The sequence below is a fragment of the uncultured Microbulbifer sp. genome, assembly GCF_947504145.1.
In the GTDB taxonomy this organism is placed as follows: Bacteria; Pseudomonadota; Gammaproteobacteria; order Pseudomonadales; family Cellvibrionaceae; genus Microbulbifer.
This window is the reverse complement of record NZ_CANNGQ010000001.1, coordinates 962859-983728: the sequence shown is the minus strand read 5'-3', so window position 1 is coordinate 983728 and position 20870 is coordinate 962859. Positions and strand designations below refer to the sequence as shown.

Annotated in this window: 14 protein-coding genes and 2 pseudogenes; 7 read left to right on the top strand and 9 right to left on the bottom strand. The window is 55.0% G+C overall.

What is annotated here, in order from left to right; genetic code table 11:
• Positions 1-134: 134 nt before the first annotated feature.
• From Q1A74_RS04415 to cadR, 6 genes are all read right to left on the bottom strand, one after another.
• Positions 135-1379 (bottom strand): tyrosine-type recombinase/integrase, encoded by a 1245-nt coding sequence (locus tag Q1A74_RS04415; RefSeq protein ID WP_248215547.1) that lies wholly within the window; start codon positions 1377-1379, stop codon positions 135-137.
• 859 nt (positions 1380-2238) lie between these two features.
• Positions 2239-5388, bottom strand: coding sequence for a CusA/CzcA family heavy metal efflux RND transporter (locus tag Q1A74_RS04410; protein ID WP_248215548.1), 3150 nt, complete (start codon positions 5386-5388; stop codon positions 2239-2241).
• 12 nt (positions 5389-5400) lie between these two features.
• Entirely contained in the window at positions 5401-6666 is a 1266-nt protein-coding gene (locus Q1A74_RS04405) for an HlyD family efflux transporter periplasmic adaptor subunit (RefSeq protein WP_248215550.1), read from the bottom strand.
• Positions 6667-6683: 17 nt separating this feature from the next.
• The gene (locus tag Q1A74_RS04400; protein WP_248215551.1) at positions 6684-7982 is read right to left on the bottom strand and encodes a TolC family protein; all 1299 of its coding nucleotides are present in this window, start codon (positions 7980-7982) and stop codon (positions 6684-6686) included.
• A gap of 75 nt (positions 7983-8057) precedes the next feature.
• Complete coding sequence (locus Q1A74_RS04395; protein WP_207002434.1) at positions 8058-8429, bottom strand: hypothetical protein; 372 nt, start codon at positions 8427-8429, stop codon at positions 8058-8060.
• Positions 8430-8500: 71 nt separating this feature from the next.
• Positions 8501-8923 (bottom strand): Cd(II)/Pb(II)-responsive transcriptional regulator, encoded by a 423-nt coding sequence (cadR, locus tag Q1A74_RS04390; protein WP_207002432.1) that lies wholly within the window; start codon positions 8921-8923, stop codon positions 8501-8503.
• 73 nt (positions 8924-8996) lie between these two features.
• Here cadR and Q1A74_RS04385 point away from each other — a divergent pair, with 73 nt between their 5' ends.
• Complete coding sequence (locus Q1A74_RS04385) at positions 8997-11180, top strand: heavy metal translocating P-type ATPase (RefSeq protein WP_207002430.1); 2184 nt, start codon at positions 8997-8999, stop codon at positions 11178-11180.
• A 93-nt stretch (positions 11181-11273) separates the two neighbouring features.
• Here Q1A74_RS04385 and Q1A74_RS04380 read toward each other — a convergent pair.
• Together Q1A74_RS04380 and Q1A74_RS04375 are read right to left on the bottom strand one after the other, a co-directional pair.
• Positions 11274-12305: pseudogene (locus Q1A74_RS04380) on the bottom strand (IS481 family transposase).
• Positions 12306-12579: 274 nt separating this feature from the next.
• Positions 12580-13155, bottom strand: a complete 576-nt coding sequence (locus tag Q1A74_RS04375; protein WP_242523980.1) for a DUF6351 family protein — start codon at positions 13153-13155, stop codon at positions 12580-12582.
• 248 nt (positions 13156-13403) lie between these two features.
• Here Q1A74_RS04375 and Q1A74_RS04370 point away from each other — a divergent pair, with 248 nt between their 5' ends.
• Positions 13404-13739 carry a YnfA family protein gene (locus tag Q1A74_RS04370; RefSeq protein WP_348983699.1) on the top strand — a complete coding sequence of 112 codons (336 nt, stop codon included), beginning with the start codon at positions 13404-13406 and terminating at the stop codon, positions 13737-13739.
• Between the two features lie 179 nt (positions 13740-13918).
• On the opposite strand, the pseudogene Q1A74_RS04365 reads toward Q1A74_RS04370, so the two are convergent.
• Positions 13919-14347: pseudogene (locus Q1A74_RS04365) on the bottom strand (DDE-type integrase/transposase/recombinase); the annotation flags it as partial.
• Between the two features lie 135 nt (positions 14348-14482).
• On the opposite strand from Q1A74_RS04365, the gene Q1A74_RS04360 reads away from it, so the two are divergent.
• The 5 genes from Q1A74_RS04360 (at position 14483) to nqrF (ending at position 20865) form a co-directional block, all read left to right on the top strand.
• Positions 14483-14629: a hypothetical protein gene (locus tag Q1A74_RS04360; protein ID WP_207002426.1), complete on the top strand. Its 147-nt coding sequence runs from the start codon at positions 14483-14485 to the stop codon at positions 14627-14629.
• 253 nt (positions 14630-14882) lie between these two features.
• Positions 14883-15266, top strand: a complete 384-nt coding sequence (locus Q1A74_RS04355; RefSeq protein ID WP_248215552.1) for a hypothetical protein — start codon at positions 14883-14885, stop codon at positions 15264-15266.
• Between the two features lie 182 nt (positions 15267-15448).
• The gene (locus tag Q1A74_RS04350; RefSeq protein ID WP_248215554.1) at positions 15449-18172 is read left to right on the top strand and encodes a TonB-dependent receptor; all 2724 of its coding nucleotides are present in this window, start codon (positions 15449-15451) and stop codon (positions 18170-18172) included.
• 96 nt (positions 18173-18268) lie between these two features.
• On the top strand, positions 18269-19000 hold the full coding sequence (locus Q1A74_RS04345; RefSeq protein ID WP_248215556.1) for a hypothetical protein: 732 nt from the start codon (positions 18269-18271) through the stop codon (positions 18998-19000).
• Positions 18997-20865, top strand: coding sequence for an NADH:ubiquinone reductase (Na(+)-transporting) subunit F (gene nqrF / locus Q1A74_RS04340; protein ID WP_248215562.1), 1869 nt, complete (start codon positions 18997-18999; stop codon positions 20863-20865). The genes Q1A74_RS04345 and nqrF overlap by 4 nt, the downstream gene beginning before the upstream one ends.
• Positions 20866-20870 lie beyond the last annotated feature (5 nt).

Here is a 20870-nt window from a genome sequence, read left to right as displayed (position 1 = left end):
GCCAATTTGTTGCTGTTTTTGTATGCTGGAGATCCAGCGGAATACGCTTATCTTTTTCCGCTGATCTATCAAACAAATTGAAATATAAAGAAATTAAATTTCAGTTCTTGAAGTGGCAAGTACAGGGATCAGCATCACTTCACGCCGCGTTGCTTCCCGCTTTTAGCCCGAACTTTGCTTTCTGTGTGGACATAAACAGTATCGGTTGTGGCCATACTGGAGTGCCCTAAATCCTCAGATAAGTCCTTTAAGGCGCGGCCGCGCTCAATTTCCATACTCGCTCCTGTATGTCTCAGCCAGTGTGTAGATGCTTCTTTTAACTTATGCGCGCTATCGTCACCCTCAGCCTGACGCATTTCGTTATAGGCACGGTCGAAAACTTGTTGAACGACCCGAGTAAGCTGACGGGATGTCATGCCGCCTTGCCCTCGAATTTTCTCTACGAGAGGGTGATTCTCTCTTGAAGCCGGCAACGGACTTAGACCTCTATAAGCGCGGTAGCGTTTAAGGAATGGAATAAAGCTGTCGGGGACCGTTGTGTCTCGCAATTTTCGGCCTTTACCGAAGATTTTTAGCCACCAGTTTCCATCCGAATCTTGCCAAAAGTGGCTCATGATAGGTGTCCACTGAGGACGTTCAGAAAGTTCTGAAATTCGCAGAAACAAGGTCTTCAGCGCACAAATAATAAACAGACTTCGTTCATAGATAGGGTCTTCGTCGGCCATGGCCAGTGCTACATCAAACACATATTGCCACTGGACTTCGGTAAGCCTGCGAGCTTCTTTTACTTGGGCATCTTTAATGAAATGGCGACAATCTGGCTTAGCAATTTGTGCAGGATTGCCATATAGATGTTCCTCGTTCATTAAATACTTATAGAAAGCAATAATCCCAGTGAAGATGGAAGCTAAGGTCTCCTGCGAGGGTTTGTATTTCTTCTTATCTGGTTTGGAATCTGAGGACTCGCTGTTTTTGGGCAGCTTGAGCTTGAATGGAGCCCAGGACGGATTCTGTACGTACCGGCCATTGTTAAACAGAAACTTTTCGTGGTTTGCCAGGCAGATCCAAGATACTGGTGGCTGCCAGCAAAAATCCGCGTACTCGAGGATATCGGCCTTGCGTAATCGTTCCATGGGTGTGCCTTTGAATAGGAATACCCATAACAGAAAGCGCTCGGTTTCATTGCGAAAGCGTGTAAAGGTGTGCTCGGACTTATTTCGGCCCGTATAACTCAGGAACTCTTGACCCCAGCGCCAATGAGACATCCACCAGGATTCGCCGGATTCGAGGAATTCGTTGAGATCTGGATAGTCGCGAAAGTCGAAGTTCTTGAGGTCGCTATAGGCTGAGTACAAAGCGACGGGTTTTGGAGTTGCCATGAGTAAAGCCTGAAGACGAAGTCCGGGTTTTTAGTTGGTTACCCATTCTACTGGCCTTAGCATGCTATGTCGAATACGAAAGCGTATATGAAATTTGCAGGGGTAGCGGGTATTCCCTCGTTACACGAACGCCCTGAGACAAATTTCGGGCAGGAACTTCAGGATGTCGTTGTCCGATAGAGAGTTATTAGAAAGGTTGTTGGTTGTATCCTGACCACCGCCGGCACCCATCAGGTATGTAAACGATGCTGCTCCTAAGAAGGAAGAATTAGCGGCATCTATCACGGGACTTTGCAGGAGACTTGGGGGCGTAACACAGTTGAGCGATGTCGCGAGCACGATGCCACTCATTTTCGATTCAATTAGGTATCAAAGCTGACTTCCTACCGCGCGAATTTGCAGGACGGGTTTCGAGGTGGATGGTAGCGCTTGCCGATATGGTCCAGCTCTTTCCAGATTGTTGGCTCACTCTCAGCACAATCATTCACCTCTGTTTTCTTCGCTCTATGAATTTAAGGCCATATTGCATTGCAAGTGAACCGCACAATCAACGACATAAGCAGTATCCGATAAATCCCGCGCAAGTGTTCTTGAGCCGCAAACTTCTGACTCAGGAAATTGGCAGGTACAATTTCGAGCTCAATTACGAGATTGGTCGATGCGAGTAGGAATGCCAGTGGATGATACCAAACCAGCCCGTTAGTCAATGAGATCCCGAGTGTAGCGAGCGATGTAAATGAACGGGAGTTTGAGATTGAAATAAAACTAAAAAGAAAGAAGGCCAGCCCAGTATTATTTGCGCTAGACCCTCATATATTTTAAAGCATGCGCAGTAAAAAGCTTCCTCCGCTACACAATGTCAAACAATATCGGGGTTTATTTCTTCGGTACGCGCTGTTAGAGGTCGGTCCTCGCCATGCACTATTCGATAGAGCAAAGGCAACACGAGTAACGTTAGAAGCGTAGAAGAGATAATTCCACCAATTACTACGGTCGCCAACGGGCGTTGAACTTCCGCACCAGTACCTGTATTCAGCGCCATTGGTACAAACCCCAAACTGGCGACCAATGCAGTCATGAGCACGGGTCGTAACCGTATCATGGCACCGTCAATGATCGATGACACAAGGTCACCCCGCTCCCGCCATAGCTCACGAATAAACGACAGCATCACTAAGCCATTAAGCACGGCCACACCGGAAAGAGCGATGAAACCTACCCCGGCCGAAATCGAAAGTGGCATATCTCGTAACCAAAGCGCCAGTACACCACCGGTCAATGCCAACGGCACGCCCGTGAAGATAATGAGCGCATCCCGCAAAGAGCCGAAGGCTGTCACCAGCAATCCTAGAATAATTAGCAGGGTCACCGGAACTACGATCGATAGGCGGCGGCTGGCGGATTCCAGTTGCTCAAAAGTTCCACCGTATTTCAGCCAGTATCCAGCGGGCAACTGGACTTCATTGCTCACCCGTTGCTTTACCTCTGTGACAAAAGATCCTAAGTCGCGATCTCGCACATTCGCAGTCACCACCACCCGGCGCTTGCCGTTCTCACGGCTAATCTGATTGGGAGCTGGCGCCATTGCCAGATCGGCGACCTCCATGAGCGGCACAAAGCCGCCCGCTGGAAGTGGCACTGGCAGCTCACCGAGGCGATCCAGATCGCGTCGTATATGTTCTGGCAAGCGCACCACCAACTGAAAGCGTCGGTCGCCCTCGTAAATTAAACCCGCGTTTTCGCCACCGACCGCAGTAGCGACCAGATCCTGCAATGTCTGCAGATCGAGTCCGTAACGAGCAAGCTGGATTCGCTTGGGCATGACCGACATTACTGGCAGCCCCTCAACTTGTTCTACCCGAGCGTCGGCAGCGCCTTCTATGCCCTGCAATACGTTCAGTATTTCATTCGCGGATACCACCAGCTGATCCAGGTCGTCGCCAAACACTTTAATACCCAGATCTGCACGCACTCCGGAAATCAGCTCGTTGAAGCGCATCTCAATAGGTTGCGTAAACTCGTAGTTATTGCCTGGAAGCTCGCTCAATGCAGCTTCGATTTCCTCGATAAGTTCATCGCGGGGCTTGTCGGGATTGGGCCACTCATCACGCGGTTTCAGAATCACAAAATTGTCAGCTACATTGGGCGGCATAGGATCGGTAGCCACCTCTGGGGTACCGGTTTTGGCAAACACTTTGTCTACCTGCGGAAAGGCTTTAATGCGCTGCTCCAGGGATTCCTGCATTTCCAATGACTGCTCAAGGCTGGTGCCAGGAATTCGCATTGCATGAAGGGCAATATCACCTTCGTTAAGCTGTGGAATAAATTCTGACCCCAGCGTGGTGGCCAGCCAGGCACAGACGATAACCAGCCCCGCGGCTGCGGACAGTACCAGCCAACGCACACGCATTGCGGTCAGCAGTAGTGGTCGATATAGAGATTTAGCCGCTACAATCAGTGGATTTTCTTTTTCACTGATCTTGCCACTCAGGAAGACTGCTACCGCTGCCGGAACCACGGTCAGTGCCAACACAAGTGCCGCCAGCAATGCCATTACCACCGTGGCCGCCATCGGGTGGAACATTTTTCCTTCCACACCGGTAAGTGAAAATAGCGGGATATAGACCACAGTAATGATCAGCACGCCAAACAGGCTGGGGCGTATGACCTCGTTAGTCGCATGGAATACAAGCTCCAAGCGCTCCTGGAGGGGCAGGATGGCGCCATTGCGACGCTGTGCCTCCGATAGTCGGCGAATAGCGTTTTCAACAATAATTACTGCGCCGTCGACAATCAGGCCAAAGTCCAACGCTCCCAGGCTCATTAAATTCGCGGATACGCCCGTTTTCACCATACCAGCAATTGTGGCTAGCATAGAGAGTGGAATCACCGCGGCTGTAATGAATGCGGCGCGTAGGTTTCCCAGCAAAAGGAACAATACAGCGATGACCAGTAAAGCGCCTTCTACCAGGTTCTTTTGCACTGTGCGTATGGCTTTGTCCACCAGGGTCGTGCGATCGTAAACGGCCTCCAGGCGTACACCTTCGGGAAGTGAGGGTTTGATTCTCTCTATGGCTGCTGCCACGTCCTGAGCAACAGCTCGAGAATTCTCACCAACGAGCATCATTGCCGTACCAAGTACGGTTTCCTTGCCATCTCGTGTAGCGGCGCCTGTCCGAAGTTCCTTCCCAATGGCGACTTCGGCAATATCGGAAATTTTGACCGGTACCCCATCTCGGTTAGCCACCACAACATTCTCGATATCAGCGATATCCTGAAGCTGGCCCGGAGAGCGCACCAGCAGGCGACGGCCATTCGTCTCGACGAATCCTGCACCACGGTTATCGTTGTTGCGCCTCAACGCCTCGATGACATCATCCATGGTCAAACCAAAGGCGAGTATCTTGCGAGGGTTTGGCATCACGTGGTACTGCTTGTCGTAGCCACCGATCGTGTTAATCTCAATGACACCCGGTACAAGCGCGAGCTGTGGCTTAATGATCCAGTCTTGTATTTCTCTCAAGGCTGTTGCATCCAGGGGGCTCCCATCCTCCTGTGTTGCACCAGGTAATGCCTCTACCGTGTACATAAAAATTTCGCCGAGCCCGGTGGCAATGGGTCCCATTTCCGGTTCCATTCCGGGCGGAAGCGCTCCCTTGATCGAGCCGAGTCGTGCATCAATCAAATTGCGGGCAAAATAGATGTCTGTGCCCTCTTCGAAAACCACCGTCACCTGCGACAGTCCGTAGCGGGAAAGTGAGCGCGTATAAGACAAATTAGGTAGGCCTGCTAAAGCGGTCTCAACCGGATATGTAATACGTTGTTCCGCCTCAAGTGGCGAGTAACCGGGTGCCTCCGTATTGATTTGCACCTGGACATTGGTGATATCTGGCACTGCATCAATCGGTAATGTTTGGTAACTCCAGACTCCGGCGCCAATAAGTAGCAGCACCAGGGAGAGCATTAGATAACGTCGCTCAATTGAGAAACGCAGTATTGCTTCAATCATGAATGATTTCCTTCAGTGAGCGTGGGCCGCGCCAGATTTTTCGATGTCGGCTTTGATCAGGTAGCTATTGGCAGTGACGTAGCGCTGCCCTACCTCCAATCCACTCAACACCTCAGTTACACGCCCATCTGAGCGCCCCAGCTCTACCGGTCGGGCTTCGTAGCTATCGCCAACCTTCACAAAGACAACCATGCCATCCCCCAGAGGCTGCAGAGCGCGACTCTCCACAAGCAGCGGCACCCTTACATGATCAACAAGCACCTGACCTTCTAGCATCAAATCAGGTGGCCAGCTGATTTTTCGGTTGTCGATAGGCGTCCTAACCAGAACGAACGGCTGACCCGGAGTGCCCGGGACCAGATTCGCTACCTGCGTGTCCACGACTTGACCGTCGGCTTGCAAGGTGACCTTTTGGCCGCGGGCAACCTGACCACGCTGCGAAGGAAACAGCCGTAGCTCCGCCCACAACTGATCATAATTGGCAATTGTGAACAGCTCTCGCTCCCCACTGTATTCACCACTGCTAGCCTGCTTGTCGATGACCAACCCATCGATGGGTGACGTTATCGGGTAGACTTGAAGACTATCATTGGACTCTACTTCAGCCAGCTTCTGCCCCTTGCGTACCCGATCGCCGATCTCCGCCGAAACTGTTTTGATTGGCCCCGGAAACCGTGCGCGGACGTGACTCAAGCTGCCGTGCGCCAGTGCAGTTTTTCCGTACAGGGTGAGCGATTGGCTAATTTCCCCTGGACCGGTAGCTGCCGTTTTTATGCCTACTTTGGCGGCCATCTCGGAGGCAATCTCCACCCGCCCCTCGTACGATTCATAGTGCCACTCAGCACGTTCAGCATTCCGCGCCAGCAAAACCTTTACATCGAACGAGTGCGGTTCCTCCACTGCGCCTTTGCCAAGCCAGAAGCCATCTGCTGGTGCAAAATTGAAACGATCTACCTTGCCACCCAGCCGCGTTAACTCGACAGCCAGTCGCGCATCGCCTGCTTTCGTGAGTGCCTTTCCACGTTCACTAATCCAGGCTCGGAGTTCTGCTGTCCCGCCGCGCTCAGATATCAGTAACTCCACTTCGAGGTCGCCCTCCTCTAGCAGGCGCCCCCCGTTTGGCCCCCTTTCTTCCTCATGCTCGCCGTGCTCTTCTCCGTGTTCTTCTTCAGCGGAGGCGACGACCAAAGTGGGCACCACGAGAGCGGCCGTACACGCCAGTAGCGCAGCCAATGGCACTGCTGCGAATATGCTTCGCAATTTATTTCTGTATTTCATGGGTGTTCAAATCTTTTTCATTTGGTTGGCTCAGCGCCCGCAGACAATAGCGGTGCGGCGGTCATTTGTTCTATTTCAGCGCCAAAGCGCAGCGCAGCGCTAGCTGCTTCAATTTCAGCCTGACGGGCTCCTATCAACTCCTCACGCGCGGACGCCCACTCCAAGTAGGAGTAACGGCCACGACGGTAAGCACGCTCCACTTCTGCCAGGGCATCGCGCAAAGTTGGGATAACCTCACCCCTCAGCGTCTCTACTGTCGTCAATGCCTGTTCACGCCCGCTGACCGCACGAAACAGCCGGCTCTTCAGCCGCAGTAGCGCAGCTTCTCGCTCTACCGCAACGCGCTCTCGTTCTGCGATAGCCGTCGTGATAGCGCCGGCGTTCCGGCGCGCAGGAAATAGAGGTAACTCAAACCCGGCGACCAATGTGGTCTCACCGATTTCACGGGAGTGCCGAATGCCAGCAGACCAACCAACATCCAGGCTTGATTGCGCCTCGGCTAAACGCAGCTCTGCATCTTGCAGCCGCTCCTCGGAAGCGAAACGGGCGATGGCTGGATTTTGTTGGGCGCGGCTGAAGAGCACCGCAAAGCTATCAGATGCCGGAAAACGGTAGAGCTCATTGGAGTCCAGGCGGAAGGAAGTAGCATCGCCACCCCACAAAGAGGCCAGCGCCAATTTATGGTATTTAACCAGCCGTTCTTCCGAATCAATCGCTAGGCGAGCACGGGAAACCGCGGCCCGGGCTCTTAGACTCTCGGCTTTTGGCGATGCTGCAGCTTTTACACGACGATCGACGGTTTCAAGGGTGTCGTCAGCAAGTGCTGCCGACTCCCGAGCCAATGCCAGCCGCTGTTGTGCTGCCAATACCTCGACATAGCGACGGATTACGCTCCCCAACAGATCGAGCGCTGTAGCCTGCTCCTCGGCCAGTAACAGATCCTGCTGGGCATACACCGCACCGACTCGCGCTGAACTCTTGCCGCCCAATTCGATGACAGATGAAAGTGATACCGTGAGCTCCGCGTTATCAGCACCGCCTTCGCCAGCAAAGTTTTCAAGTTCAGCCCCAAGGCCTACAGGTGGCCGTAGAGCTGCAGTTGCTACCTTACCGGCAAGTGCTTGTTCACGAAGGCGGTAAATCGCCAACTCTGGGTTTTGAGAAAGCGTGCGGTCAATCGCTTCCGCCAAGGTGATCTGGGGTAATTGCTCAGCCCCCTGGGCCTGCGCAAGTGGCGTCCACAAAAACGGCAGCAATGATAAAATCACAGCAAGCCGAAAGTACGCACGAACGACATGCGTAAAAATAAACAACATAGGGTATTCCCAAGTTATGTCATGAAAAGTACGCGCCCGCCAAACTACAAGGCGTGCGCGGATTCAGGGCGTAACTCAGGCTTTGGGAGGGCGAAAAAGTGAGGAAAAATAACCAGAGGGGAAAGAAGGGTTAATTGTTTCACGCAAAGCGATGCTGCGAACAACGACAAAGCGCGATACTTGACCAAGAAGACCTAACACACCAACACCATGGCAATGACAGCAGTGGTGACAAAAGTCCGGTCCACCTGGATGTGAACCAGATCCCAACTCAACGTCTACGTTTTGTCGTTTGGGAGTAAACGTCACTTCCTCTTGAGCGTCCAGGTGATGAGGCGGTACGTGCGTAGCAATATCCTGCAACGCTTCATGGCTATCATAGAACGCTACTGCGGTCTGGAAGACCAGCAGTGCGATCAGTAGAAAGCAGACACGAGCGTAGTTCATTGCAGAAAATCTGTGGTTATCTTGTGGTTAGCGACAATTTAACAACATGTAAGGATAAATTCCAATTTCGATTATCCCGCCTCCGTTGAATGACAGGGACACCCGGTCAATCCATGCAGAATTTTACAGGACTCTATGGACCGCTCTCCTGAGCATCGGTTCCGCAGGTTCCGAAGCTGTTGCCGCAGTTGCTGTAGCGCATCCATTCGAGATTCCACACAGTCGATGTGCTCGTCAATCAACTGGTTAATCCCGGCACAGCTTTTGCTGGGCATCTCGCGAAACTGAAGTAACTCGCGAATATTTTCCAGCGACATATCGAGGGACCGGCAATGACGGATGAAGCTCAGCTGCTCCACTTGGGAATCACTATATAGCCGAAAATTCCCCTCAGAGCGTGCTGGCGCGGGTAACAACCCCATCTGCTCGTAGTAACGCACAGTCTCTACCTTACACCCCGCCAGCCTCGCCGCCTCTCCGATCTTATAACTCATGACTACCCTCTTGACTCTATAGTGGCTATAGGGATTCTAATCCCAGTAGTACCCATTGGCTATCGAGACGCACATGAATAGGCCCGAATCAGACAATTGTTGTAGCGGCACAAAATCAACCGAAGAGCTGACTCAGAAGTCCTACTCTAGGCCGGACAAAGACGTTGAGACGACAAACCTGTCGATTACCAAAATGGACTGCCCGACCGAGGAGGCTCTGATCCGTAGCAAGCTGTCTGGCATGGAGGGAATCTACCACCTCGACTTCAATCTGGTTCAGCGTACGCTACAAGTGCACCATGCCAAGGGAATGCAAGGTGAGCTACTTGCGGTGCTGGGGACATTGGACCTGGATGCACGGTTAGCGAATGCCGTCGACAGGGATACCGCGCCACCACCTGCAACCGCCAACTGGTGGGTGCTCGGGGTTGCTGCTGCTGCCGCTCTGGCCTCAGAAGTGGTTTATTGGCAGCAAGGAGGCAACAACTGGCTCGTGATGCTGCTAGCCCTCACGGCCATTGCAGGTGGAGGCCTGAAAACCTACAAGAAAGGTTGGATAGCGCTCAAGAATCGCAACCTGAACATGAATGCACTGATGTCCATTGCAGTGACCGGTGCCCTCTTGATTGGCCATTGGCCAGAGGCCGCGATGGTGATGGTGCTCTTCACCCTAGCGGAACTGATCGAAGCCAAATCCCTGGATCGGGCGCGCAACGCGATCCGTGAACTATTGGCCCTGGCTCCGGAAACAGCAACCGTGCAAATGGACGACGGACGCTGGGAGGAAATAAGCGCAAAACAGGTTGATATCGGCAGCCGCGTGCGTGTGCGACCAGGCGAGCGAATCGCCCTCGACGGCGAAGTCATTGAAGGCCTATCCGCTGTAAATCAGGCCCCAATCACCGGCGAAAGCTTACCAGTGGACAAGGCCCCAGGTGATTCGTTGTTTGCCGGCAGTATCAATGAGTCCAGTGGGCTTGAATATCGGGTCACGGCTGCGGCCGATAACTCTACACTTGCGCGGATAATTCACGCAGTAGAAGCCGCTCAAGGTAGCCGAGCGCCGACCCAGCGTTTCGTAGACTCATTTGCGCGCTGGTATACACCATTAGTTTTCGTGGTCGCTCTGGCAACAGCAGTGCTGCCACCCCTGCTATTCGGTGGCGCCTGGCTAGAGTGGGTCTACCGAGCCTTGGTATTACTGGTTATCGCCTGCCCATGCGCACTGGTGATTGCCACGCCGGTTACCATCGTCAGCGGACTCGCGGCTGCGGCCCGGCACGGCATCCTGATCAAGGGTGGCGTTTACCTCGAGGATGGTCGACGCCTGCGCTGGTTGGCACTGGATAAAACAGGCACCATCACTCGCGGCAAGCCCGCACAAACCGACTTCGAACCTTGGGCCAACAATGACGTCAATACAGTACGCTCACTCGCGGCTAGCCTGGCCGCGCGCTCCGATCACCCAGTATCCATGGCGGTAGCCCAAGCGGCACAAGACGACAGCATCGCACTGCGTCAAGTAAAAGCGTTTTCAGCATTAGCGGGTCGCGGCGTCAAGGGCGAAATCGATGGCGAGGATTTACACCTCGGGAACCATCGACTTGTAGAAGAGCTAGGGGTGTGCTCGAGGGAATTGGAGCAACGCCTAAACAACCTGGAGTCCCAAGGTAAAACGGTCATCATGCTGGTGGGTAAAGCCGGTGTCCTGGCACTATTCGCCGTGGCTGACACAGTTAAAGACACCAGTCGCGAAGCGATAGCAGAGCTGCATGATTTGGGCGTAAAAACCCTGATGTTGACTGGTGACAACCCACATACGGCGAGGGCCATTGCCAAACAGGTGGGCATTGACCGTGCTGAGGGCAATTTGTTGCCAGAGGACAAGCTCCGAGAAATTGAAGTTCTGACCGAGCAAAACCATACCGGCATGGTCGGCGATGGAATTAACGATGCACCGGCACTCGCTCGTGCCGACATCGGCTTTGCGATGGGTGTTGCGGGCACAGATACCGCAATAGAAACAGCCGACGTCGCACTAATGGATGACAACCTAAGCAAGATCGCCACCTTTATTCGGTTGTCTCGTAGTACTTCGCGTATTCTACGACAGAACATCGTAATGGCATTGGGGATCAAAGCCGTATTCTTGGCGCTCGCATTTGCCGGACTGGCGTCCATGTGGATGGCCGTTTTTGCCGACATGGGGACCAGCCTGTTGGTAGTATTTAACGGGTTGAGGTTAATGCACCGATAAAGGGTGCAGTACTGATATATGCGTTTATCTGTAGTAGTTCAGACTTGATCTCACACTTATCGGTTTTCCAGAAGGTGCTCTGTCAGGTCAAGTTCAGTTTACGAACTTTTCCATCCAGATCTTTTTGCCATCCTCGAGCGTTTGCATCGGTGTTTGGCCGCAGCTCATCTTGCCTTGGTGCGTGCGCTCATTATTATAATACGCCAACCATTCGTCCAGATCTTCCTGTAGTACCTCGACTGACCCGTATATCCTGTGCCGCAACGATGGCTAGTAGAATTCTTGCAGAATCGTTTTGTGGAAACGCTCGCAAGTGCCGTTGGCCTGTGGATGGCGGCTTCGTTTTCGTATGCTCGATTTCATTCACGCTCAAGTACAATTAGTAATCGTGCTGCTCCAGCTTACCGCAGTGCTCGGTACCACGATCGGTCAGGGTGCGTAGTACAGGCAGCTTTTGAGCTGCATTGAACGGCAGCACCCGATCATTCAACAGGTCCGTAGCCGTGATTGGCGTCTTGGTCGTGTACAGCTTGCAGTGCGCCACCTTTGCGTAGGTGTCCACGTAGGTCTGCTGATATACACGGCCAACACCCTTGAATGTCCCGACGTAGAAGGTGTCTTGCGATCCCAGGTAGCCCGGATGCTGGGTTTCGATCTCTCCGCAGGATTTGTCATCAGTACGTTAGCGTTCTAGCGCCTGCATCAGGGACTCCGTTAGGATCAGACCCTCCTCGCCAACTTTGGCTTCCAGCGCTTTCAAGCGAAGTTTGAAGTTGGCCAAGTCGCGTCTTAGCCAGATACTGCGAACCCCGCTCGGTGAGAAAATACACCGCGTTTGCGCAGCTCATTGGACGCCCGCACCAGGCCATGAGCGGGTTCCGCAACGGCATATGCCAGCACCGCTTTCTCGATAGCGGAATCAACACGATTCTTGTGATTTGGTACCCATCAGTTATTCTCCAGCAGTGCATCAACTCCACCAATGGAAACTGCCTCTTTGTACCGGTAGAAAGTGTCTCGAGACACACCGAGCATCTTACAGACTTTGGAGATGTTACCAAGCTCTGCCGCCAGATTAAGCAGCCCGGTCTTGTGTTTAATGATGCGATCGTTAGTATGGATCATGGGGTTTATCCTTGGTTTTGACTTCGGGTTTACGCACCTTCATCAAAACCGGTAAACCCCTTCTTTTCAAGGAGGTGTGTCAGATTTGGTCTGAACGAAACCAAATCAGAGACTTCGCACAGTAACAGTCAGTCTGTGAAAAAATGTAAATGAGATTTCTACACTATTACGCCTTTAGTGTTCCCGTAACAGCGTCTATTGAGCAAGCAGCGATGTGCCAATCGATAGCCAGCAGCCCAGCTTTGATCCCCTAAAAGCGTATAAATATATAACGCTATGGTTCTTCGTTACTCTCATTTTCAGCGGCAATTTCACGGGAATCGCGGTAATCAGGCTCTATTAGTCTCCCCGCGATAGTGACAGGGACATGCTTGTCGACCAAAATCTCCTTTGGGCGCCCTACATCGGGTGCCGTATAGTCACAAATACCGCTTGGGAACACTCTCTTCATCACCCTCAGGCGTTCAAGTACATCTGTAGTTAACTGGCCATATAGCCCTTCATTTAACGCAGTATCGATCGACTGCAGCGTGCATTTAAAAATACTGTCTGACAGCGGTGCGCCTGCGACTTGTCGTGAATTGCTATAAACAGGATATTTCTTTCTACACTCGCCAGTGGGTTGACTACCGGAAGCACGGTTCCATACGTCCATACCTGATGCGATGACAACTCCGTCTTTGTCAAAACACATATCACTAGCGTCACTAGGACGATTCTTCACAACTCCATTTTCCGGGCGTTTTTTTATACTCAGGATCCAGCGATCAATCACATCTAGCGCTTCAGCAATGGGGGAGTAGTTCCTAAACAACCCCGCGACTGACAGGCTGCACTCTGAACGAACCATTAGACACGGGTTTACAAGGGACACTGCATTAAACCGCTGAAAAAGTGGAGCAAGCAAACTCGAGGAGTGATGGAAGTTCAGGATCATCATAAAGGTGCTAGCAAAAAGTTCTCCGACACCCCATTTCCCACCGTTGGGATGGGAGCACATTAATTAGACCTAAGACGACATATGTCATCATAATAGATACTCCCGGCAGACGACGCGGCCAACCTTTTTTTTGAGGTCAATCAACAGTGGAGCTATCGATCTTGATTCTGAAAACAACGGGAATTTACGTAGTAACAGCCCTCGCAGAGATCGTCGGCTGCTTTCTGCCCTACCTTTGGCTGCGGAAAGGCGGGTCAGTGTGGCTGCTGATTCCGGCAGCGATGAGTCTGGCAATCTTCGTTTGGTTGCTCACATTACACCCGGTCGCGAGTGGTCGCGTCTACGCAGCCTATGGTGGCATCTATGTGGCTACTGCGCTGGTCTGGCTTCGAGTCGTAGATGGAGTAAAGCTGTCCGCCTTCGACTGGATAGGCGCCGGCGTTGCATTGCTCGGCATGTCAATCATAGTTTTGGGTTGGCAAAGCAAAGGATAGTGGACCACTGCCAGCCTCCTCAACTGAGTGCGACATCGCCCACCTATAGACCTTCCTGGACTTATCACCCGATTGACGCCCCGCAGGGAAGTCACGTTGTGCTTCTGCAGCTGCTTCGAAATGGACCAGACTAGTTCGGGCTTCGGCGATGGACTGCCTGCCTGTAGTGGTCAACTCTTTTACGCCACTGAACTCTGAGCATTCCAATATTTTTCTTCCACCATATTCGGCGGCATACCATCGTTTTTCTGGTGGGGTCGTATCTGGCTGTAATGGCCAATGATGTTACTTGTGATTCTCTGTTTAGCCGCAGGGAAGGACTTGTAGCCGGTTTCCGGCACCCACTCTGTATTGAGACTCAGGAAGAAGCGCTCAGTCGGTGCGTTGTCCTAGCAGTTTCCGCGGCGGCTCAGACTATGTGTCATTCTGTTGCGCCACAGCAGCTGTCGGAATGCGAGGCTTGTGTACTGGCATCCCTGGTCCGAGGGAAACACGATACCTTCAGGTTGTCCTCGTGATTCATAGGCCATCGTTAGCGCCCAACCAACTGGCTTACGTGCAAAGAGATCTATTACTACCGCCAGATACGCCCATCGAGCGCCGATCCAGCTCGCTGGCATTGGTGGGAATGCGGGCAGCTCGCCGAGATCGAGCTCAGACAGCTTCTGCACCTTGCCCTGCCCCGCGGCACTGGTATCTCCTAAGGGCAGGGCCGGATCAACCTGGAGGGCTACCACCTGTAAATGGGTGTCTCTTTCGACGAAACCCTGGCCGACGGGGACGCCCCCGGGCTTCTCTACTACGCCATGCACCCGCTACCGGATACCACGCAACTGCATGTGGCGCTTATCGAAAAGGGTAATGCGGACATCCACCGCGGCATTGATTGAGATCAGTGCTGCGAGCAGGTGGCCCGTTCAGAGGCTCCAAATAGCCAAGCCCAACCAAAAATTAACTATTCCTTAGGAAGAACGTCCTCGAAAGCCGGGTAATTTGGGCGAGCCATATTAGATGTGTCGTCATTTTCATTTAACCACTCCCCCTCCCGGCCCCTCACTTCGGTGCGGACAACTTGTACATACAAGTGATTCCACTTAATCTCGAAGGCAATCAGATGAAATAACACATAAGTCTCTGACGCCCATGTCCTTTGACCTGACCCGCATACTGCTGCTGTTATTGACGCTGACCTTGAACGGTCAGGCGTTTGCGGCGCCCTGCGGATCCCGGGAGGCGGGAAGCGGAGAGCACAATCTGACCACTGCATCGGCCCGGATTGAACAGTGCGCCGAGGGCGCTCACCAACATCACTGTCACCAGGGAGGTGACACAGAGGCCGCGGAGTCTTCACCGGCAAATAACTGTGAGCAGGCCTGCAGCTGTTGCCCCGGCCACTGCGCCAGTGCCATTCCCGCGGCGGAATACACAGAGCCTGCCCGCCCCGTCATCACCAGCATCACGCTTTACAACATTTCCCACAGCACCCCGCTGCCCGAAACCACACTGCGCCCACCGATTCTTCTCTGACACGGGATCAGTGCGCCCGGAATAAATGCCCGGGTCATACGCATGAGCGCCCAACTGTCGCGCCTCGAATACTCCCGTTTGTCGACACGATCTACATCAGCCTCCGCGACGCTTTACGCCAAATAGCGCATCGCTACAGCGGACGCGACGATAACGAAAGTCTCCCAGAGAAGGACAACAACATGAATTCAACAAGCTTCAGACTGACCAGAACCCCGCTGTTCATCGCCCTTGCCACTGTGGCCGCGGGTTATACCCACATGGCGTCGGCCCAACAGGCCGGGGAAACAACACAGACGCAAATTGAAGAAGTGAATGTCACCGGTACCCGGATAAAGCGCAAAGATATCGAGGGCGTAGGACCAGTAACGGTACTCAACGAAGCGAGTATCGAAGCCACCGGCATTAGCTCGCTGGAAAACCTGCTGCAGTCCCTGCCTGCGGCAGCCGGCTTCGGCGGCAACCAGACCAGCGCCTACTGGACATCCAACGGCTGGGGCACGCCGCAGATCAACCTGCGTGGCCTGGGCATCAATCGCACCCTGGTCATGGTCAACGGCCGCCGGGTGGTCAACGGCGGTACCGGCGCCAACAGCAGCGTCGACCTGTCCATGATCCCGATGTCCCTCATCTCCAGCGTCGAAGTCCTGAAAGACGGTGCTTCCGCTACCTACGGCGCCGACGCCGTTGCCGGTGTCATCAATCTGATCACCAAAAAGGAGTTCGACGGCCTAGAAATCGAGGGCAAGTACGGCCAGACCGCCCTCGGTGATGGCGAGGAAACCGTGCTCGACCTGACCTGGGGCGTGTCCGGCGATCGCGGCAACCTGATGGTCAATATGAGTTACCAGAACAATGAGGCCTCCCCGCTGGTCGACCGCGTGCCCTGCCCGCTGGACAGTAACAGCGAGTGCAGCGGCAGTTCCTCCACCATCGGCGGCCGCACTACCCTGCCCGCGGGCGCGGTACTGGCCGATGGCACCGTGCTGACCGAGCCTACCCGGGTCAACTTCAATCAGGACCCCAATGGCGACGGCGATTTTTACGAGCCCTACGACGGGCAGAAGCACGGCTTCAACTACAACCCTTACTTCAATGCGGTGCAGCCGATCGAGCGCTTCAGCTTTACCACTCTGGGCAACTTTGAAATCTCGGAGTCCGCGACCCTGTTTACCGAGTTGATGTACACCAATCGGCAGTCCATGCAGCCAGCCTCTCCGGCAAGCCTGAGCAGCCTTGCCTACAGCGCCGACCACCCCACCAACCCCACCGGTAGTGACTTTGTACTCGAGAGCCGTCGCCTGCTAGAAAACGGCCCGCGCAACTTTTACCAGGAGGTGGATACTTGGCGCATGGTCACCGGTATCGAGGGCGACCTCAACGACAACTGGGGCTATGACGTAGCCTTGAATTGGGGTCGCAATACCGCCACAGATGCCATCGGCAACAACATCAACATGCAGCGTGTGGGCGAGACCCTCGATCCCAGTATGTGCGGCATGAACGGAATTCCCTGCGGCGACTACCTGGGCTACGGTAATGTGACCAGTGACGTACTCGACTACATCGTGTTCAACCAGGAGGGCACCGGCGGCAACGAGCAGAAAAGCGTGAGCGCCAACATCAACGGCTCCCTATTCGAACTCCCCGCGGGCAGGGTAGGTATGGCCGCCGGTGTCGAGTGGCGTGAAGACCGCGGTTGGCGCCAGCCAGACTCCCTGGTGCAGGCGGGCTATGCGCTGGGCAACCAGGAGGATCCGATTTCCGGCTCCACCGAAGCACGGGAGATTTACGCCGAAGTACTGGTACCGGTTTTGGCTAATCTGCCACTGGTGCAGTCCCTGGAACTCGACCTGGCCCTGCGCTACTCGGACTACGACCTGTTCGAGGGGGAGGACACCTACAAGGCGGGCCTCAACTGGCAGGTCAACGACATGCTGAAAGTGCGCGGCACCATGACCACCGCCTTCCGTGTGCCCAATGTACCGGAGCTTTTCGGCGGCGTATCCGAGGGCAACCTCACCACCACTGACCCCTGTTCCGGCTACGCCTCCCTGGATCCGTCCAGCAACCGCTACCAAAACTGTCAGGCAGCCGGGGTACCGCTGAACTACACGCAGCTCGGCACTACCATTCTCACCGACCGCGGTGGCAACCCGGACCTGACACCCGAGAGTGCCGAGTCGTTTACCCTCGGTGTAGTCCTGCAGCCACTGGACGGCCTGTCACTGACCGTCGATTACTTCGATATCGAAATCGACGACGCCATCCGCGAGGTATCCGGTTCCACCAAGCTGGCCATGTGTTACGACTCCGCCAACCTGAACCATGCCTTCTGTGCACCGGACCAGCACACCCGCAACCCGGTCAACGGTGATGTGAACTACCTGTCCACTCAGAAGTTCAACACCGGCAACGAAGTGATGCAGGGTATCGACTTCGGCGCCCTGTACGACTTCGACATGTTTGGCCTGTCGCACACGGCTGACTTCAAGGCGTCCTATCTGAAGGAGTACGAAACCACCGCGTTCGATGGCGACGAACCCTTCGTACTCGACGGCTTTATCGGCAGCGGCAACGGCGGCTATCCGCACTGGCGTGCCAATGCGTCACTGACCACCCGCGGTAATCAGTGGAGCAGCACCTACTCGGTACGCATGATCGGTGAGGGGGATGACTTCAACGCGGACAGCGGTATCGGCTCCAGCATGCCCAACATCTTCTACCACAACGTGCAGTTCAGCTACGACATGAACGACGCGCTGCGAATGAGCATGGGTATCGACAATCTGTTCGACCAGGAAGCACCGCGGGTAGCCAGCTGGACCGACGGCAACACCGACACCATGACCTACGATCTGGCCGGCATGCGCAGCTACCTGCGTATGACCTACCGGTTCGACTGAGTCACCTGAGACATTCACAGCGGCGGGAGGTACACTCCCGCCAGCTGTGCATTTTCTCACCAGCTGTATCTGAGAAAACACCCGAGAATAAAAGCAATGCAAACGGCATCCCTTTCCAGAAAAGTCCACAAGTGGCTGTTTCTGTTTGTCGGCGTCCAGGCCCTGTTGTGGACCCTGAGCGGCGTCTACATGGTGGTGATGGACCTGGACTTTATCCACGGCGATCACTTGGTCAAGAACCTGCGCGAGCCGCTGCCAACGGAACAGGGCACACTGGCGCCCACCCAGGCGTTACTAGCGCGCTATAGCTGGGTGAAATCCATCCAGCTCAAGGCGTTGCAGGGTAACCCTTACTATGTGGTAAATACCGGCGAGGGCGCACACCTGATCGACGCCCGCAGCGGCCGCCAAGTGTCCCCCATCGACGGCGACCGCGCGCGCACGTTAGCGGAGCACTATTACGCCGGCAGCCTGCCTGCGGTCTCCGTCGAACTGATCACCGAAAACCCGCCCACCGAGCTGCAATCCCGCGCTCTGCCCCTGTGGCGGGTCAACTTTGACGACCGCTATGGCACCAGTTTCTATGTTGACCCGGATACTGGAGCGCTGGTCACCCGCCGCCACAATTACTGGCGCGCGTTCGATTTCTTCTGGATGCTGCACATCATGGATTACGAGGAGCGGGCCGATATCCACAACCCGCTGCTGCTGATCGTCACCCTCGTGAGCCTGACCGGTGTACTGGCCGGCCTGATCCTGCTGTTCTACAGCTTTGCGCGCAGGGAAAAAAGGTCCGACAACGCGGCCGCAGCGGGAGGTGCACAATGAATTTCATCAAGATCGCACACAAATGGCTGAGCCTGGTCATTGGCGTTCAGCTGGCACTGTGGCTGGCCAGCGGCCTCGCCTTCGCACTGCTCGACTCCAGTGTGGTCAGCGGCCGCCATCTGGCCGAGCGCCACGAGGCAGCGCCCCTTTCCCAGAGAGAGCCTCTGCGCGCCCACGCAGAAATCGCCGGCCTGTATCACGACGCCGGTAGTGCCGTAGTCGATATTCGCCTGCAGCCGGGCTTTGACCGTCCGGTATACCGGGTACAGACCACTGCAGGCATTGAATTGCGCGATGCCCGCAGCGGCAACCCGCTAGTGATTGACGCGGCGATGGCGGCCACCATTGCAGCGCACGACTACGCCGGTGACGACAACCTGATCGGTGCCCCGCAGCGTCTGTCGCAGCCGAACATGGAGTCCCGCCGTCACGATGGGCCCGTATGGCGTGTCGATATCGCGGACGAAGGCAATACCAGCCTGTATATCTCGGCGGCGGACGGCCGCGTACTCGAGCGCCGCAACGACACCTGGCGGCTGTTCGATATTTTCTGGATGCTGCACATCATGGATTACACCGAACGCCAGGATTTCAACAATCCGTTCGTTGTGATCTTCGGTATCGGCGCCCTGCTGCTGTCCATTTCCGGCTGTGTGATGTTGTTCTCCAGCTTCTCCCGCCACGACTTCAACCTGCTGGCGAAACTGCGCGGCAGCAAAGTGGCAGTAACCCTGCTCGATCAGGCGGCCACCCCTGTGCAGGAGCTGGCATTGCCGAGCGGCGTCAACCTGTTCGACGGTCTCGCCGCCAGTGGCGTGCAGCTGCCTTCCAACTGTGGCGGCGGTGGCAGCTGCGGCCTGTGCCAGGTGCAGCTCGACGCCGACGCGCCGATCACCAGCGGGGAGAAAGCCCTGCTGTCCGCGGCGCAATTGGCCGCTGGCCAGCGCCTCGCCTGCCAACAAAGGGCCGTCGCTGCCACGCGCCTGATACTGGATGACGCTGTGTTGCAGGCCGGAGCCTTCACCGCCGAGGTCCAGGAGACCCGCTTCCTGACGCCTTTCATCAAGGAGATCCGCCTGACGCTGCAAGATCAACGCCCCTTCGGTTTCCGCGCCGGAGGCTTTGTGCAGGTGGAGATTCCGCCGCACCAGTTGCGCCTCGCCGACATGCCACTCGACACACAGTACAGCGACGACTGGCAGCCCTGGCTCGGCGCCGCCGGCAGCAGTCACGCATCACCTCTGCGCCGTTCCTATTCCATGGCCAATGCACCGCAGGAAAGCACCGATGCGAGTGGCAATGATTCCGTTCTGCTCAATGTGCGGATACAGCCCCCGCCCGCGGGACTGGAAACCCTGCCCGCAGGTGCCGGCTCCAGCTACATGTTCAATCTCCAGCCGGGCGATCAGGTGCAGTTGAGTGGCCCATTTGGCAGCTTCCATGTACAGGACAGCGAGCGCGAAATCATCCTGATCGGCGGCGGTGCGGGTATGGCGCCGCTGCGCTCGATGATTGTCGACCAGTTACGCAATCACGGCACCCAGCGGCCAATGCGATTCTGGTATGGGGCGCGCAATCTGCGCGAGGTGTTTTACGCAGAACTGTTCGATGAACTGGCACAGCAGCACGACAACTTCCAGTGGCAGCTGGGCCTGTCGGACCCGCGTCCGCAAGATACGTGGGATGGTGCGACAGGCTTTATCAGCGATATCGCCGCGGACAGTTACCTGCGCCAGTATGCGGACGTCGGCAATTGCGAATTTTATCTGTGCGGGCCACCCGCCATGCTGCGCGCAAGCATCGCCATGCTGAAGCAACTCGGCGTGCGTGAAGAGCAGATCGCGTTTGATGATTTCGGCAATTAACAGGA

Bases quoted from the DNA above. Each gene is read 5' to 3' on its own strand.
- Q1A74_RS04345 (WP_248215556.1), top strand. From the start codon at position 18,269: ATGCAAACGGCATCCCTTTCCAGAAAAGTCCACAAGTGGCTGTTTCTG.
- Q1A74_RS04355 (WP_248215552.1), top strand. From the start codon at position 14,883: ATGTCCTTTGACCTGACCCGCATACTGCTGCTGTTATTGACGCTGACC.
- Q1A74_RS04395 (WP_207002434.1), bottom strand. From the start codon at position 8,429: ATGAACTACGCTCGTGTCTGCTTTCTACTGATCGCACTGCTGGTCTTC.
- Q1A74_RS04385 (WP_207002430.1), top strand. From the start codon at position 8,997: ATGAATAGGCCCGAATCAGACAATTGTTGTAGCGGCACAAAATCAACC.
- Q1A74_RS04415 (WP_248215547.1), bottom strand. From the start codon at position 1,379: ATGGCAACTCCAAAACCCGTCGCTTTGTACTCAGCCTATAGCGACCTC.
- Q1A74_RS04405 (WP_248215550.1), bottom strand. From the start codon at position 6,666: ATGAAATACAGAAATAAATTGCGAAGCATATTCGCAGCAGTGCCATTG.
- Q1A74_RS04375 (WP_242523980.1), bottom strand. From the start codon at position 13,155: ATGGTTCGTTCAGAGTGCAGCCTGTCAGTCGCGGGGTTGTTTAGGAAC.
- Q1A74_RS04410 (WP_248215548.1), bottom strand. From the start codon at position 5,388: ATGATTGAAGCAATACTGCGTTTCTCAATTGAGCGACGTTATCTAATG.
- Q1A74_RS04400 (WP_248215551.1), bottom strand. From the start codon at position 7,982: ATGTTGTTTATTTTTACGCATGTCGTTCGTGCGTACTTTCGGCTTGCT.
- cadR (WP_207002432.1), bottom strand. From the start codon at position 8,923: ATGAGTTATAAGATCGGAGAGGCGGCGAGGCTGGCGGGGTGTAAGGTA.
- Q1A74_RS04360 (WP_207002426.1), top strand. From the start codon at position 14,483: ATGGGTGTCTCTTTCGACGAAACCCTGGCCGACGGGGACGCCCCCGGG.
- Q1A74_RS04350 (WP_248215554.1), top strand. From the start codon at position 15,449: ATGAATTCAACAAGCTTCAGACTGACCAGAACCCCGCTGTTCATCGCC.
- nqrF (WP_248215562.1), top strand. From the start codon at position 18,997: ATGAATTTCATCAAGATCGCACACAAATGGCTGAGCCTGGTCATTGGC.